The sequence below is a fragment of the Candidatus Pantoea floridensis genome (assembly GCF_900215435.1).
In the GTDB taxonomy this organism is placed as follows: Bacteria; Pseudomonadota; Gammaproteobacteria; order Enterobacterales; family Enterobacteriaceae; genus Pantoea; species Pantoea floridensis.
Genome location: NZ_OCMY01000003.1, coordinates 1 through 15,439, shown reverse-complemented (window position 1 = coordinate 15,439; position 15,439 = coordinate 1). Strand labels below are relative to the sequence as shown.

Sequence of the window (15,439 nt, the reverse complement as noted above, 5' to 3'; positions counted from 1 at the left end):
GCGATGATTGCTCTGTTATTTCTCTTCTTTCTCGCCCTTGGTGCTGGTGTGCTCAGCGGCGTCGTCGGCACCGGCTCGTCGCTCATCATGCTGCCCGTCCTCGTCACGCTGTACGGGCCACGGATCGCTGTACCTGTTATGGCGATTGCGTCCTTGTTCGGGAACATCGGGCGGGGGATTGCCTGGTGGCACGAAATCTGTTGGCGGCCGGTGTTTGCCTATTCGTTGGCGGGAGTTCCTGCGGCTGTGCTCGGGGCGCACACGCTGCTGGCGATCTCTCCTGCCACTGTGGACGTGTTCCTGGCAGCTTTCTTCCTTTCGATGATCCCGCTGCGCCGCCTCATCAGACGATCGAACCTCCATCTGAACCTCTGGCACATGAGTTTTGCCGGGGCGATTGTCGGGTTCCTGACCGGATTCGTGTTGTCCACCGGGCCGCTCAGCGTGCCGGTATTCACCGGATACGGAATGAGTAGCGGTGCATTTCTAGGATCGGAGGCGGCAAGCGCTACCCTGCTCTACGCAGGCAAGCTTGGTACGTTCGGTGTGTCAGGCGCACTTACGCGGCCCGTCATCGCACGTGGACTTGCCATCGGCATCGCATTGCTCGTCGGTTCGATGATTGCGAAACGTCTCGTCCAGCGACTCCAGACGCACACATTCGAGCTTCTCATCGATGCTGTTCTCGTCGCTGGGGCGGCAGGAATGATCCTCTCCCTCAACGGATGAGCGGAAGCGGAAAAGGTGTAATCGCTCGCTTCAATTCACGCCGTTTCAACCAATAGTTGGCCCACGTTGCCGCCCGATCTTCCAAGATACTCTGCCACCGCGTACCGTCGTGGCGAGCTGCTGCCCCAGCCGCTGTTCGATCGCAGGTCGTCACGGCACCAACGAGAAACCCATGCTGTCATCGGCTATCGCGTAGCGTCCGCTAGCGAGCATGACGAAACACCGGTAGAGGCCGGCCCGCGTTGCCCGAGTCGTTAAGTCATGACTGGATTGTCTGGAAGTTCTGGCGTTTCCGGTCGTACGAAGCACACGGACATGCCTGTGTTGGTGCGGGCTTTACGCACCATACGGCACGGTGCTGAAACCGCTCTGTGCCGCGTCTTCTTCACGTGCAGACTGACTTTCGATGCGGCACGGTGCCTCATCCTTTTGTCTTGCCTTCCGCCTTTGTCCCTCGCTATCGCTCCTGACAGCGGCGGTCCAGTGTTGCCGCTATGCATACGGCCAGTTTTTTGGCGAATACGGTGATGATCGCGGGCAAGGCAAGATACCTGCAAGTGAGACGGCCACGCAGGGCAAGCGCCAAGGCGATGATGATATGACCTTGCGCGACGCAATGTCCTTGGGTTCGCCACCGCGAAGCGCCTATGCCGCAACTAGCTCGAAAACCAGTAGTGGCAAACAATGGCTGGAATTTGGCCTAACCTATTGCCCTGAAAGACCTTTCATGCCGCTGCCTCGTCTCTCAAAGTACTTGACAGCGGACATTTTTTATTACCCGGAGCTCGCATGAGCTGGATTGATAATCTGCAGGATGCTTCACTGCGTGGCGTGCCCTTTAAGGTCGATGAGGATGAAGCAACTTTCGGCAGACGCATGCAGGTCCATGAATACCCTAACCGAGATAAGCCATGTGCTGAAGATATGGGGCGCGCAACACGGCGCTTCATCGTTCAGGCGTATCTTGTCGGCGATGACTATTTTGAGCAGCGTAACAATCTAATCGAGGCAGTTGAGAAGCCCGGAAGTTGCAAGCTGGTTCATCCTTTTTATGGGGAAAAGACCGTCACCGTTACGGATGAAGTTCGCGTAAGCCATACCAAAGACGAATGCCGCATGTGCCGCGACAGCCTCAGCTTCATCGAATCAGTTGAACTGTCATTTCCTAAAGCCGGTATTGCAACAGGAATGAAGCTAACTGGCGCTGCAACATTGATGAACGATTTTCTGTTATCGGCATTTGAAGCGTTTGGGCTTGATGGCCTCCCAGACTTCACGCCAATCGGACTGATGTATGATGCATCGGAGATGTTCAATACCGTGACTGACGCCATGCAGTACGTGGATTCCGGTATCAGTGCTGCTTCACGACTGATGCAGGGTGATTTGTCATTACTGCTGATGCCGCCGTCCAGTGGCATGAATTTTGTGAATCAGCTTCAGGCCATGTGGCGTGCGGGTACAAAACTGAATGGCAATGTCACAGATCTGATCTCAATGGTCAAAGGTCTCAGCGGCATTACGCTAGATACCGGACTTGCCCCGCGTGGGGTGTGGAAAACTGACAGTGCCAGCACTCAGGCCAGAACGCATCAGCGCAATTACGTTGCGCAGGCCATACGCACATGATCGCTCAGTGAGGTGGTAAATACGGTAACGAGCCTTCCCAAATCCTCATGGTGTTCATACTTCATGATTTTGACTTGGAGTCGAAGCAAAAGGTCATAGCTGACGCGTTGAGAACGGCGCTGGCGTTGAATAATCCTGAGCGATCAGAGGTGCAGGTGAAGGTGCTGGATAGATAGACATAAAAAAGCCCGCTCACGAGCGGGCCAACCACTAAAATTGCTGTGTTAGTCTTAAATTTTTCGCGGAGCTTTTTACCACTCCGTCAGTAAGAATTATCGGCAGCCTTAGAAAAATCTTTATGAAAATGCAAAAAAAGCCCGCATAAGGCGGGCATAAATTCGTTCAAATGAAATTTTCTCGTAGGCGTTACGCTTGCTGTGTGTAACCCGTCGCTATAGTAGCAACAACACTTAGCATGATCAGAAAATGATCGATGATAACTATTACTGAGTGGAGTAATGGATTTGGTTCCGTTACAAAAGTGATAGTTATACTTCCAAAAAAAAGCCCGGCACTGATGGAGTCCGGGCTGCACGATGGGTGCGAATCATTATCAATCGGAGTTTGTCGTCAATACAGGGAAGTAGAAGCGACATTAATAATAATAGGATGGCTCTAAGGAAATGCTAGCGAAGCGGGGAAATGGATAATCGATCAAAAAACCGGCGCGGTGGCCGGATGGGGATTACTTCTCTCTGAGAATGAATGATATTACATTGTCGCTTTGAGTCAATTCAGATGCACTAAGTTGGGTAATTGCATTTAGTTCAGATGCAGGTAATCCGAAAATATCAATTAGAACAGTTGTCTTCATTATTGAATGAGTGTCAAGCAACTTTAGTAGTTTGTTTAATAATTGAGGTGTTTCTTTAGGTATAACATCATCAAGTGGATCCTTACGTTTAAAAGGGGGTAATTGCCTAAAAACATAAACTTTTCTGATTATCACTCATTAGATTTAAGCTATGAGCTATCATTGTTATGCTTCCAATAGATGCTCTCCATCGCCCTTTTAACTGCTCAAGAGCAGATAAATTTGGAGAATAATACTATCTACCAAACGTGTTTGATGGCATTAAAAAACAAGAGGCAAAGTAGTCAGCCTGGCTTTCCACAATATCAAAAAGTTTCTTATCTTCTAAATAATCATTTTCAACGGTCCTATGCATTATGAGATGGCCTAGTTCATATGCAAGACTAAACCGCATCCTAACGGCTGTCTTCGAGCGGTCTAGAACCACAATAAGGCGATCACTTTCCCAGAATGAAAAGGCATCAACTTTTTCACCAGAAGATAGGCGGGATATTACGATTCCTTTATTCTTTAAAAGTTTAGTAAGGTTAGCTATAGGGCCGTCACCCAACAGCCAGTACCTTCTAACTTTTGTGGCAATCTCTTTGATATCAGATTTTTCGAGTAATTAAAATCAGCAATATCTAGATCAGGCAATGTTACAGGTGGAAGTTGAGAATATTTGCTGCATTCCTTTAAAATTAGTGCAATCCAACGCCCTCTCGCACGACCGCTCATTCTTGCTTTTTTGGTTGCAGTGCTACGGCTGCGAAAGTGTACAGCTCCCACAATTTCTGGGGAGCTGTTATTGGATACAAAAAATCGCTCAGGAAAGCCGAGAATTTTTGTCAGGACCATTAAAGTTTCATGGGATGGAGTTTTTATCCCTATTTCGAAAGATGAAATAGCTTGCCTAGAAATATCAAGCACTGTTGCTAGTTCAGCCATGGTTAAACCTTTGGCCTCTCGCGCCTCAGTGAGCCTCAACCAAACGTCTCTTCCGCCCATAGTTCTCTTCCCTGAGCTACTACTTCCTGCCAGCCCCCACGGCCAGATTCTCTCACCGGTCATCCACCCGGCGCATAAGCTCCGCTTGCGATGAACCAAATCAGCAGTGCTAAACCTGCGATGATTATGGCAACCGGGAAAAGATATCCAATTTTCATTTTATGTTATCTCTCCTGTAAAGTGACCACTCTTCAAGCCGTTCTCCGCCCGGGAGAGTGCAGTATCCATCATCGCCCCCCAACCCCCTGACAATATCCATCTTGCCTCCTACCTTAGTGCAATAGACTGAGGCTGGATTACCCATGACAATGTTCTCAGAGTTTTTTCTCTGCATATCGCAAGCTGAAAGAATAATGATGCCGATAAGAATCAAAGCACAGTTCATTTGCATTTCTTAATTATTCGAAAGTCTCTTCCGGCCACTACTCACCTGTAATGCGCTGCTTCATTTCACGATGATGCTTGTGATAATCCTCATCGCACTCAGCCGAGCAGTAGGCTGTATCTGCAACCACTGGTTCATCCGTACACCATATGCAATTGCCATTGCGGCTGACAAGACGTGGCGCACGTGCGAAAAGAGCTGCGGAAAGTCGTGCCTCTTCGCGTTCTTGTGCCAGATCGATATCGTCCATAATTCATCTCCTTCATTTTTTAGCTGATGTTTTTACTACAAGCGTAGCTGCTTCTCAATGTTTCAATCGACAAACCGCAGACTTGGATGATTCATCCCTACGTCAATCGCATCTGCACACTTAAGCAATTCAGCAGCTGGATTTGACCCTATATATCCAGACGCATTTTCTCTCTTACGGTTGCGATAATTTCCTGCGTATAAATTCCCGCGGCGAACGATACCGGCACCTTTGTAAGTCGTCATAATAACCTCCTGAAGTGTGTGAGCCGAGTGCATTAAAATAATAGTTATCAGCTGGTGAACAAGAAAAAGAGGATGGCAATGACGCTTCGCGTAAGCGGTTTTAGGAAAATTTTTAAATCAAATGCGTCATGATGAGTTTATTTTTCAAATCAGACTTACAGGCATGGCTCAACCGTTAATGCATGCTATGCATCACTCATTTGTTGCCGAAAAAACATCATCGGGACTGCGTTAGGCCTACTTGATATTCGCGTACTGTATGGCCACCGCTACGGCAGCAGTTTCAAAAGCTAAGTATCAGGTTGTATTTAGTAAAAAAAACCATACAGCGCGGGTAAGGTTCCTTATAACGGTGATATCTCTTTTTGCTTCAGATGGTTTCCGCTGTAAAACTTTCATTATCACATTGCATATATTGATTTATAGGGCCACTTGAAGCTGTCGTAAAATCGGGTCAACTGCCGGCACCATTTCCAACCATTTTCCATATTTTATGCCGGGGATAGATCCTCCTCTGATGGTCTTGTTCAGCTTCCAGCTTCCTGAAAAGTACCCCAGACTTCCTCTTCTGTCTTGTTTCGATTATTAAGTGGCGGGCAGTTAACGCTGCTGATGTCTTTCATCCGCGAATTATCAGCAGAGTGCTCTCTGATTCAGAAATTTTGATCATTGCACCTTTAGTCATTAAACCAGTTCTTAAAATTCCATGTAAGACTAGTAATATCGGCTTAAATGGCAAGCGCAAGCGGGGGACGTATTTAAATGGGACTGCCCTGTAGCGGCAATCTTGATAAATTTTTACGCTGCCGGCGGTGATATAATATTATTTAGTGTCTCTGCTAATGACTGAAATATGACCATTTTTTTCCAGGATGGCGAATTTTATCATGGACAGGTCATCAATCCCCTGGCTTGTTCGCGCCGACACCATGATGTCATCCAGTGTGATACCGGTTTTTTTCATTTTGTCTTCCATCGGCATGCCATATTCGACCAGGAGCACCGCGGAGCCATCCAGCATATAATCAGCCCAGCGTGTTCTTTTCTTGATGAAACCAAAAATAATATCCAGAACGATAAGTGTGATGATTGTAAGCGCGGCGCCAGTGACTGAAAAATCATCCCCCAGTAAGGCCTGCTGTGTCGCTTCACTTATTATTAGGAGAAGAATGAGATCAAATGATGTCATCTGGAGCAGCGCTCTCCGGCCCGCAATCCGGAATACCACTAAAAGAACGAGGTAGATCCCTGCCGCACGAAGTACCGTTTCCATTTCAGGCTCCTGTCATGGGTAGACAAGCTGAAAGAAAGATAAGGGCTTATTTCCGTCTACAGTGACGAAAGTTCGTCCCGCGCCAGCTTTGCGGGGTTGCAAACCCAGCCAGATAGTCTGTTGCCGTGCGGGAATCAACAGATGATATTCCAAGATGAGTTTTCTCCCATCACTGAATGCACGAAAGGGCTGAGGGTGTAGCGTCAGCACCTCATAATTTTCCATAAAATCCCCCCCGAGTGAGATGCGGGACATTTCTGTGCCGGACGACACATACGTTATCTTCATATCCATACCGCTGAGCACTCTGCCGAAGCGCTCATAGATAATCTGTGTGGTGCCATCCCCGGCGCGACCCTCGCTGAAATAGCCTTTAGAAAAAACGCCGGCCATCCCTGAAAGAATGAAAATGATGAGGAAACCCGTTCCCCATCTTTTCAGCTTGTCTTCAAAATTTATCCACCGTTGATCTTCATGAACGCGCTCCGGTCTATCGGCTTCTTTATTCTGATTCATCGTGGCTATCCCTTCAGTTAACTTCTGGCAGAAATATAAGGCACTTAAAAATTTGGCAGGATAGGCTGCCTGATAACGTCTTCCATGCATAACTCAGGGGATAATTTTCCTATCGCGTTCATGGACGTAAGAACCGGAATATTTTTTACGTCTTTCGTCCTTTTAAATTCTAGAGCGGTTTACAGAAAGCCGATAATCGGCTATATCTTCACCATCCTTGAAAACGATCTGAATAAAAGCTGTGTGTCTCTGTGTTTTGTTGTTAAACAAGCAGTTATAAATTAATCTGAAAGTATATCATGGCAAAAACAGGACACGAAAGTTTGATCGGACAGACACGTCAGAAGAGCCCGGGGCCGGAGCTCGCCCCTTTCGCATGGGCTTTGCTGGTTTCTCTGCATATGCACCTTAAGGGAAACCTATGTTCAGAACTTCAGTAGCATCTGCACTCATGCGTAGGCTGGATGATTGCAGAAAACGTCCTTATTTCCTAAATCACTTGCCGCTGAAATTGACTGGTTTATTACTGCAGAAAGATGCAAGGGCGAAGGGCTGTGACTGCAATGTTTAACGTAGATAATCTGGTCGTTCATTAATAATATTATTTCAGTATTATTTACCCGCTAGGCTTCATTTTTTTATCTTTCTGGCTTCGCTTATTCTAGCGCGCTGCTGGTGACCAAATCTCAATATATACCGGTCGTTTGTCATAAGTCGGAATATATACCTATGCTTTAATTATCTGTATTCAGAGAACAGGAGTATTTCAATGAGTAAGGCAAACGGCATTCCCGCTTCAGATACACATTCTCCTGCTGACGCTTATCCTGTTCCGCCTTTCGCACATCAGAAACAGCCTTTTCCTGGTCTGACCGGTAAAAAGAATCCGCGTCCCGATCACGGTGAAGCATCCTACAGGGGAAGCGGACGTCTTGCAGGCAGAAAGGCGCTCATTACGGACGGGGACTCCGGGATCGGACGCGCAGTTGCCATCGCGTTTTCACGCGAAGGTGCTGACGTTGTCATCAACTATCTTCCTGCGGAAGAAGAAGATGCTCAGGAAGTGGTTGAACTGATCCGGGCAGAGCACGGTAAAGTTGTCGCGATCCCAGGCGACATCCGCGAAGAGTCTTTCTGTCAGCTGCTGGTCAGTCAGACTGCTGGCGCGCTGGGTGGACTTGATATACTTGTCAATAACGCTGGGCGTCAGCAGTTTTGCGAGTCGATAACCGATCTCAGTACCGAGGATTTTGACTCCAGGTTCAAAACGAACCTCTACGCCATGTTCTGGATCACCAAAGCGTCGCTTGAATATCTCCCCCGTGGCGCATTAATAATTAACACCTCTTCCGTTCAGGCCTTCAAGCCCAGCGATATTCTCCTGGATTATTCCCAGACCAAGGCAGCTATCGTCGCCTTCACCAAATCACTTGCTAAACAGCTTGGCCAGAAAGGGATAAGGGTCAATGCCGTCGCGGCGGGTCCATACTGGACTGTCCTGCAGTGCTGTGGCGGACAGCCACAGGAAAAAATAGAAAAATTTGGCGCCTCTTCCCCGCTGGGCCGCCCGAGTCAGCCCGCCGAAATTGCCCCTCTTTACGTGACGCTGGCCTCCCCCGAAAGCAGCTATACCTCCGGTCAGGTCTGGTGTAGCGACGGTGGGACCGTAACGTTGTAATGGTTTTAAATTTTACCAACGGGTTCTCGGGCGGCTCTATTAGGCTGCCTGAGCATTCCATCGATAACGGCGTGTATCCAGGCAGCCATGCCTCAGGCTTCAGCGGTATGCCCTCCGCTCACAGTCCGGGGCCAGCAGAGATACCTCAGGAAGGATTGCAAAAATATGAAAGCCCTTACTTACCATGGCCCCCATAAAGTCAGCGTAGACACCATGCCTGATCCAGAGTTACAGGCTTCAGATGATATTATTCTTCGCGTAACCGCTACCGCAATCTGCGGCTCCGATCTTCATCTCTATCGGGGTAAAATTCCGGGAACCCATCATGGCGATATTTTCGGCCACGAATTTATGGGGGAGGTTGTCGAAGCCGGGACGGCAGTGACGGCTGTCAGCAAGGGGGACCGCGTGGTTATACCGTTTGTGATCGCTTGCGGCGACTGTTTTTTCTGCCACCTCAGCCAGTATGCAGCCTGCGAGAACACCAACAGCGCAAAAGGCGCGGCCCTCAATCGCAAGAATATTACCTCGCCGGCAGCGCTGTTTGGCTACAGCGATCTCTATGGCGGGATCCCTGGAGGTCAGGCGGAATATGTGCGCGTGCCCAAAGCGAATACAGGTCCTTTTAAGGTGCCGGACACGCTGTCAGATGAAAAAGTTCTCTTCCTCTCGGATATCCTGCCAACGGCCTGGCAAGCGGTTAAAAATGCAGAGGTGAAGAAAGGTTCAAGCGTTGCCATCTTTGGCGCGGGCCCTGTGGGGCTTTTAAGCGCAGCCTGCGCACGCCTCGAAGGCGCTGAACAGATATTTATGATTGATCACAACGATTACCGGCTGGCTTTTGCCCGGGATCGTTACGGCGTTATTCCCGTCAACTTTGACAAAGTGGACGATCCTGCGGCGTGGATAATCGAAAATACCCGCGGTAACCGGGGCGTGGATGCTGTTATCGATGCGGTGGGCTTTGAAGCGAAGGGAAGCATGACTGAAACCATCCTCACCAACCTGAAAATGGAAGGGAGCAGTGGTAAAGCGCTGCGTCAGTGTATTGCCGCTGTGCGCCGGGGCGGAACGGTAAGCGTGCCGGGCGTCTATGCAGGATTCATTCATGGCTTTATGTTTGGCGATGCCTTCGATAAGGGATTAACCTTCAAAATGGGGCAAACGCACGTGCATGCTTACCTGCCGGATCTTCTTGCCCTGATTGAACAGGGGCATCTTAAGCCTGAGGAGATCGTTACTCACCACCTTCCACTTGAGGATGCCGCCCGTGGGTATGAGATATTTGAGAAGAGGCAGGAAGAATGCCGGAAAGTGATACTCGTGCCGGGGATGCCTGCCACCAGCGCAACGCTATGAATTAAAAAGGAACGTCTCCCCGCTGCAGGTTTAGCGGGGGACTGACTCTCTTATTCTGCCCCAGGTTAAGTTTGAGATGTCTATGTCAGGAGCCAACTTAATTAATCTCCGCGAATCAGAATGTTATTGATGATATAAATGAAACCATTTTAAATCATTAATCTTAAATTAACGAAGCGTGAGAAATCTGATGATTGACCACATCTTATTTTTCGAAAAAATATTTACATCTCCTGTATTGGTTGCTAATATTTATCCTGCGGAACGCGCACCGGACTGCTATCTGAAATAGATAGTGTATTCGAGACGGTGTTAAATTCTAACACGAAGAGGATATTATTATGACTCAGCATCGTGGCAATTCCGGCAACTTTGCCGAAGACCGTGAAAAAGCTTCTGAAGCCGGTAAAAAAGGCGGGCAGCACAGTGGCGGTAACTTCCAGAACGACCGCGAGAAGGCTTCTGAAGCCGGTAAAAAAGGTGGACAGAACAGCCACCGCAGCTAGGCGGTAACGCAAGGGAATGCCGGTCAGCGACCCTGAGTTGCTGAACCTCAAAGCCTGCCTCACCGAATGGTGAGGCAGGTTTAAATATTTCCTGAAACTTATTTTCCTTCATTTTTTAATCTACAATGATTGCATTCACTTTCCCCTTAAGATTATTCCTAATCAATTAATTCCGCCTTCATGCTCCTCCTAATTTTAAATAGTCATCTAATGTTTATGATGATGCTAAATAATATTCAGACATGATGCCCCTACATCTCCGGAGAACATTATGACGATTAAGACGCTGGAAGATTTATTTATTCACGATCTGTCAGATATCTACAGTGCTGAAAAGCAAATCACCCGCGCCCTGCCGAAAATGGCTAGAGCTGCCATGGATGAAAAGCTGATTGCAGCATTTGAGCAGCACCTTGAAGAAACCCGCGGACAGATTGAGCGAATCGATCAGTTGGTTGAGAGTACTGAAGGCGTGAAGATAAAACGCATGAAGTGTCATGCCCTTGAGGGCCTGGCTGAAGAAGCACAGGAAATAATTGATTCGGTTGAGGCAGGACCCGTACGGGATGCCGGGTTGATAGGCGCCGCACAAAAGGTCGAGCACTATGAAATTGCTACCTACGGGACGCTACATGCACTGGCCACCAAGCTTGGATATGAGGAAGCGGCGCGCCTGCTGGCAGAAACACTTAAGGAAGAAAAGGCGACTGATGAAAAGCTGACCATCATTGCGGAAAAGCAATAGTTCGTGAGAGCCAGGCATTTCTGCATTTCGCGCTTTCCCATTAGTAGCAATGAATATGAAAGCTCGAAACGCGTATAAGAAGGGCTTCGTTAAATAATCAGGTCCCAGGCCCTTAACCCGGTGGCAGTCTGGATGGGGGGGACATTGCTAACCTGAGAGGTACACCATGACGAATGAAGAGAACTATCTGGCCTGGGTGAAAGATGCCCATGCGATGGAAAAGCAGGCGGAAAGCATGCTGGAAAAAATGTCCGGCCGACTTGAGCATTATCCGGACCTTAAGGCACGTATCGATCAGCATATTGAAGAAACGCGTTAACAGCAAGCACTTGTCCAGTCAGTAATTGAACGTTACGACACATCAAGCTCCACCCTCAAGGATGCGATGGGCAAGCTGTCGGCGATGGGACAGGCGATGGGCGGCATGATGGCTGATGATGAAGTGGTGAAAGGCGCCATCAGCGGTTACGTTTTCGAGAACCTTGAAATTGGTAGCTATACGTCGCTTATTGCCGCCGCAAAACTTGTTGGTGATGCTTAGGGCGTACGCATCTTTACTCAAATCCGCGAGCAGGAGATCGCCATGGCCGAATGGTGCCTGCAGCATCTTCCTGACGTGACGGAGCAGTTTATGATCCGCTCTGCCACGCCCGGTGTGGAAGCAAAAAAATAATCCTGTGTTCTTCTGCCCGCTCAAGGCGGGCATTTTTTCGTCCGTAATATACCGGTTAACAGGAGTGAGCAATGTTCAGACATGTAAAACAACTGCAATACACGGTACGCGTTGCGGGGCCTAACCCGGGGCTCGCTAATTTATTATTTGAGCAGTTTGGTGGCCCCCAGGGTGAACTGGCCGCGGCATGCCGCTACTTTACTCAGGGGTTGAGCGATGAAGATCCTGGGCGCAAGGACATGCTGATGGATATTGCCACGGAAGAACTGAGTCATCTGGATGATCATCAGTTCGCTGGTTGGTATGCTTAACAAGGGCGCTAAAGGTGACCTTGCAGAAGGTACCGAAAAGGAGGGCGATTTGTACCGAACCATTACCGGCAACGGTAACGACAGTCATCTTACCGCACTGCTTTATGGTGGAGGTCCTGCCTTAATGAATTCTGCCAGCGTTCCCTGGACCGCCGCCTATGTCGATAGCATTGGTAAAGTCACTGCCGACCTACGTTCCAACATGGCAGCAGAGGCGCGCGCCAAAATTCTGTATGAACGCCTCATCAATATGAGCGACGATCCCGGGGTGAAGGACGCGCTGCAATTTCTGATGACCCGGGAAGTCGCACATCAGATATCCTTCGAAAAGGCGCTTTACTCCCATCAGAATAACTTCCCGCCAGGGAAACTTCCGCCGATTTAAAAATACGCGGGTGTTTATTACAACATGTCCGCTGGCGGAGAGGTCAGGGGAAGCTGGAACTCTGATGAAAACTTCAGGTATATAGCCGATCCGTCACCCGCCGTTGACGATGGCGACGGAACGGCCAGCGTACAACTGCCAGCGAAACAGCAGGCGGCTGTTGATGCGCTTACGGCACGAATGGCTTCCGATCCGGAGGTAAACCCGGTAACGGGAACTGATATTGGTGCCGTCCCGCCGATTGAAAACGAAACCGTATCTCAGCGTCCTGTAAAAAAACCGTCAAAAAAATAGGGTCGTGCTACCCGGGCGTTCCTTACGGAGGATAGTGCATGCTGAATTTCATCAGGTCATTGTTTGGAAGTCCTGAAAAGCTCCTGTCAGTTCATTCACGGAGTGATATACAGGAGCTGTAAGAAGACGTGGAACGCGTTCTCATCAATGAAGATGGAAGGGCCTTAGTTAACACCCTGTGCAGGGAAGTACAAAGAGACTTTGCCCGTCACGTTGCCCCGCTTTGTAACGTCCTTAGGGGATATAATCCCGGACGGAACGCTGGCTAAGCCGTGAATATAATATAAAGGATCGGAAAATTTGCCTGCGTGCCTCGCTCACCTGAGTGAGTGAAGTCTCCCGATGTAACGCACTCTGAGCCTCCCATTGCGGAGGCTTTTTTCTGAGGACTGCTCCATCAGAGAAAGGTGTAAAATTCAGGGTTCCTGGCGAACCAGCGACTTAAAAGTATCGATGCAGCTGCCATGGATAGTCTTAAAATGTTTCGTTAATGAGCTTGCCCATTAATATGATTACGTCATCTATAGCTGATATGCCAGTGAGTATTTACTCATGACAATTCTGTTTTGACTGGTTGCGGAGACGTTGAGCCGCTTCAAGCGTAATCGACCTGGTGTAAAAATCGGCAGAGTTGGCTTTCATCTTCTCAAGTTCATAAAGAATGTTTTCACGACTAACCGGCAGGCCTGAGGCTATAAGTTCATTTACAGCTGTACCAATGGCTAGCTCGATAAGATTATTACGGTCTCTGGAGGAAGTCTTCATATAGTTGATCATATCAATTCGCTTTAAAATTAATTTACATCAAATCATAAACAATCTGAATAAAGGCGGGAAAATAGTAGGTACTTATATGCAATGAGGTCTTTGACACTTCTGGTTCAGACGGCAACGTATAGAGTCACTGTCATGGCATGGAATGCGTAACGATGCTGATGCCCAACGTGGCTGGCAACAAGAGTAGGTCGCTTATCTCAAACTTAACCTTAGCTGATAAAATGCGCTGCGCTTAATGAAGATTAAGAATCGTCCCAATTTAAATTAACTTCCCGTATATTCTTCAGGGTTTACTGCAGACACGAAAAGTATTGCTAGTATATAAAAAATAGTCAGCTACTCAGTGTTTCCATGTATTGTCATCTCTGTGGCTCCCGCTTAGGCGGGACTTTTTTTTAGAAAAAAACCGCCCCACAGGGTAAGGAAGTTTATTACTGCGGCTAATAGCGTGTTCACTCATTGAATCATAGAGCACACAGATTGGAAGAGCCATTTCCCGCACTGAATATACGTTACACCCTTTTATTTTGTAATATTATTCAGCTCCTGTTCAGGAGCAATGTTGTCTTATCTCATTTTATTCTTTCAGAAAACGCTGCATTTCATTGATACTGAATAAACTCGCCTTTAAAACTACTTGTTCATTGTCTCCGGAGAACATTTGCCGGGATGTACGAATGCTGCCGTCCTCCAGACACCAAGCAAACCAGACTGTTCCTGCAGGCGTACCATCTGTTCCACCTGCCGGCCCTGCATAACCGCTAACGGCAATTCCAATATCGTCACCAGAAAGGCGCTTAGCTCCACAGGCCATCTCTTTAACTGAAGCTTCGCTTACAGCTGAATGAAGCCGTAGTGTTTCTTCCGCGACGCCCAGAACCCTGTATTTTGCATGGTCGGTATAAGTGATGAATCCACAATTATAAAAGGTGGTGCTTTCTTTCGCAGCTGCCAGTGATGAGCCTATCCATCCAGACGTACAGGATTCTGCTGTAGTGATTGTCAGCCTTTTCGTCTTCAGCATTGCACCTAATTTTTCGGCGGCAATCTTCAGTTTGTTATACATAGCCTGAGTCCTGAAAATAAATATACTTAAAATTGTATCTAAAAAATCGCGAAGGTTAAGATTAATCCAGTCTTGTCATACCGCCCGTGAGGTGTATCACCTATTCCCAATATTGCTCATGTGAAGCCTAAAAATTATGCGTTTCAATAAGCGCATCTGCGGACAATAGCAAAAGGCCACTGCTCCATTTCAGCCTGTAACTCACTGTACTGCATTGGTCCATCATTAACCTTGTTGAAGCAGATTCCGGCGGAATATTACATAAGATCCGCTTCAGGCAAACAGTGGATACAGAATTACATCATTCGTACATTCCTACACGCCTAAGCGGAGGCGGGTACTTTTTCGCGAAATACCCTATAAGGCATACGCTCTACCTTCTGAATTGTAACCCGCTGATGTAGTAGGCATGTAAAAGCATTCTTTTCACTTCCCCCGAAAGTTAAAGGGAGTCTCCGGTTGCGGGTTTGCTTCGTTTAATGCCTAAAGCCGAATTTAGCCAGCGCCCCCTGACTCGACCCTATTGGCTATCCTTTTAGTTCGCAGCATCCTTTAACGGGAAGGTAATGATGAAAATGAAAACCAGTGACTTTTTTGTTCAGCGCCTGAAAGAGTGGGGCGTGACGCGCATTTACGGCTATCCGGGCGACGGCATCAATGGCGTGCTTGGCGCTATTCAACGCGCGGATAAAAAAGGAGAGGGAATTGAGTTCATTCAGGTTCGCCATGAAGAAATGGCTGCTTTTATGGCTGCAGGCCATGCCAAATTCACCGGAGAAATTGGCGTTTGTTTATCCACGGGGGGCCCGGGGCAACC

General features: G+C 48.2%; 19 protein-coding genes and 2 pseudogenes. 10 read left to right on the top strand and 11 right to left on the bottom strand.

The genetic code is table 11. The features are described 5' to 3' along the window. The first annotated feature begins 3 nt into the window (after positions 1 to 3). Positions 4 to 729, top strand: a complete 726-nt coding sequence (locus CRO19_RS24070) for a sulfite exporter TauE/SafE family protein (protein ID WP_097098370.1) — start codon at positions 4 to 6, stop codon at positions 727 to 729. 45 nt (positions 730 to 774) lie between these two features. Here the strand turns inward: CRO19_RS24070 and CRO19_RS26545 are convergent, their stop codons facing one another. Beyond that, positions 775 to 870 carry a DUF3363 domain-containing protein gene (locus CRO19_RS26545; RefSeq protein ID WP_444505493.1) on the bottom strand — a complete coding sequence of 32 codons (96 nt, stop codon included), beginning with the start codon at positions 868 to 870 and terminating at the stop codon, positions 775 to 777. Between the two features lie 648 nt (positions 871 to 1,518). On the opposite strand from CRO19_RS26545, the gene CRO19_RS24060 reads away from it, so the two are divergent. Next, positions 1,519 to 2,358, top strand: coding sequence for a DNA circularization protein (locus tag CRO19_RS24060; RefSeq protein WP_097098369.1), 840 nt, complete (start codon positions 1,519 to 1,521; stop codon positions 2,356 to 2,358). Positions 2,359 to 2,405: 47 nt separating this feature from the next. Then, a complete protein-coding gene (locus tag CRO19_RS24055; protein WP_097098368.1) occupies positions 2,406 to 2,534 on the top strand; it encodes a DUF2767 family protein in 129 nt (42 codons plus the stop codon). A gap of 873 nt (positions 2,535 to 3,407) precedes the next feature. On the opposite strand, the gene CRO19_RS26335 is transcribed toward CRO19_RS24055, so the two are convergent. The 8 genes from CRO19_RS26335 to CRO19_RS24030 all read right to left on the bottom strand — a co-directional run bounded on the left by CRO19_RS26335 (position 3,408) and on the right by CRO19_RS24030 (position 6,828). Then, a complete protein-coding gene (locus CRO19_RS26335) occupies positions 3,408 to 3,722 on the bottom strand; it encodes an ImmA/IrrE family metallo-endopeptidase (RefSeq protein WP_320204543.1) in 315 nt (104 codons plus the stop codon). Then, the gene (locus CRO19_RS26330) at positions 3,704 to 4,159 is read right to left on the bottom strand and encodes a helix-turn-helix domain-containing protein (RefSeq protein WP_320204542.1); all 456 of its coding nucleotides are present in this window, start codon (positions 4,157 to 4,159) and stop codon (positions 3,704 to 3,706) included. The genes CRO19_RS26335 and CRO19_RS26330 overlap by 19 nt, the downstream gene beginning before the upstream one ends. Before the next feature lie 59 nt (positions 4,160 to 4,218). After that, positions 4,219 to 4,317, bottom strand: coding sequence for a YoaK family small membrane protein (locus tag CRO19_RS25965; RefSeq protein ID WP_141400284.1), 99 nt, complete (start codon positions 4,315 to 4,317; stop codon positions 4,219 to 4,221). Beyond that, entirely contained in the window at positions 4,314 to 4,463 is a 150-nt protein-coding gene (locus tag CRO19_RS26325; RefSeq protein ID WP_320204566.1) for a putative hemolysin, read from the bottom strand. Before CRO19_RS26325 ends, CRO19_RS25965 begins: the two co-directional genes overlap by 4 nt. A gap of 118 nt (positions 4,464 to 4,581) precedes the next feature. After that, a complete protein-coding gene (locus CRO19_RS24040; protein WP_097098367.1) occupies positions 4,582 to 4,794 on the bottom strand; it encodes a hypothetical protein in 213 nt (70 codons plus the stop codon). A gap of 62 nt (positions 4,795 to 4,856) precedes the next feature. Continuing rightward, the gene (locus tag CRO19_RS25960; protein WP_141400283.1) at positions 4,857 to 5,039 is read right to left on the bottom strand and encodes a hypothetical protein; all 183 of its coding nucleotides are present in this window, start codon (positions 5,037 to 5,039) and stop codon (positions 4,857 to 4,859) included. A gap of 823 nt (positions 5,040 to 5,862) precedes the next feature. Beyond that, on the bottom strand, positions 5,863 to 6,312 hold the full coding sequence (locus CRO19_RS24035) for a DUF421 domain-containing protein (RefSeq protein ID WP_097098366.1): 450 nt from the start codon (positions 6,310 to 6,312) through the stop codon (positions 5,863 to 5,865). A gap of 12 nt (positions 6,313 to 6,324) precedes the next feature. Next, positions 6,325 to 6,828, bottom strand: a complete 504-nt coding sequence (locus tag CRO19_RS24030) for a hypothetical protein (RefSeq protein WP_141400282.1) — start codon at positions 6,826 to 6,828, stop codon at positions 6,325 to 6,327. A 769-nt stretch (positions 6,829 to 7,597) separates the two neighbouring features. On the opposite strand from CRO19_RS24030, the gene CRO19_RS24020 reads away from it, so the two are divergent. The 6 genes and pseudogenes from CRO19_RS24020 (at position 7,598) to CRO19_RS23995 (ending at position 12,779) form a co-directional block, all read left to right on the top strand. Continuing rightward, the gene (locus CRO19_RS24020; RefSeq protein WP_097098363.1) at positions 7,598 to 8,506 is read left to right on the top strand and encodes an SDR family oxidoreductase; all 909 of its coding nucleotides are present in this window, start codon (positions 7,598 to 7,600) and stop codon (positions 8,504 to 8,506) included. A 165-nt stretch (positions 8,507 to 8,671) separates the two neighbouring features. After that, positions 8,672 to 9,865, top strand: coding sequence for a zinc-dependent alcohol dehydrogenase (locus CRO19_RS24015; protein WP_097098362.1), 1,194 nt, complete (start codon positions 8,672 to 8,674; stop codon positions 9,863 to 9,865). Positions 9,866 to 10,206: 341 nt separating this feature from the next. Then, the gene (locus CRO19_RS24010; RefSeq protein ID WP_097098361.1) at positions 10,207 to 10,371 is read left to right on the top strand and encodes a con-10 family general stress protein; all 165 of its coding nucleotides are present in this window, start codon (positions 10,207 to 10,209) and stop codon (positions 10,369 to 10,371) included. 271 nt (positions 10,372 to 10,642) lie between these two features. Then, positions 10,643 to 11,116 carry a YciE/YciF ferroxidase family protein gene (locus tag CRO19_RS24005; protein WP_097098360.1) on the top strand — a complete coding sequence of 158 codons (474 nt, stop codon included), beginning with the start codon at positions 10,643 to 10,645 and terminating at the stop codon, positions 11,114 to 11,116. Positions 11,117 to 11,282: 166 nt separating this feature from the next. After that, positions 11,283 to 11,789, top strand: a pseudogene (locus CRO19_RS24000) (ferritin-like domain-containing protein). Positions 11,790 to 11,860: 71 nt separating this feature from the next. Beyond that, a pseudogene (locus tag CRO19_RS23995) lies at positions 11,861 to 12,779 on the top strand (manganese catalase family protein). Between the two features lie 546 nt (positions 12,780 to 13,325). Here CRO19_RS23995 and CRO19_RS23985 read toward each other — a convergent pair. Both CRO19_RS23985 and CRO19_RS23980 read right to left on the bottom strand, forming a co-directional pair. After that, the gene (locus CRO19_RS23985) at positions 13,326 to 13,556 is read right to left on the bottom strand and encodes a hypothetical protein (RefSeq protein ID WP_097098359.1); all 231 of its coding nucleotides are present in this window, start codon (positions 13,554 to 13,556) and stop codon (positions 13,326 to 13,328) included. 577 nt (positions 13,557 to 14,133) lie between these two features. Continuing rightward, positions 14,134 to 14,622, bottom strand: coding sequence for a CinA family protein (locus CRO19_RS23980; RefSeq protein WP_097098358.1), 489 nt, complete (start codon positions 14,620 to 14,622; stop codon positions 14,134 to 14,136). A gap of 569 nt (positions 14,623 to 15,191) precedes the next feature. Between CRO19_RS23980 and CRO19_RS23975 the strand changes: the two genes are divergently transcribed. Continuing rightward, positions 15,192 to 15,439, top strand: a 248-nt coding sequence (locus CRO19_RS23975) for a thiamine pyrophosphate-binding protein (RefSeq protein WP_320204541.1), incomplete at its 3' end; no start/stop codon positions are given.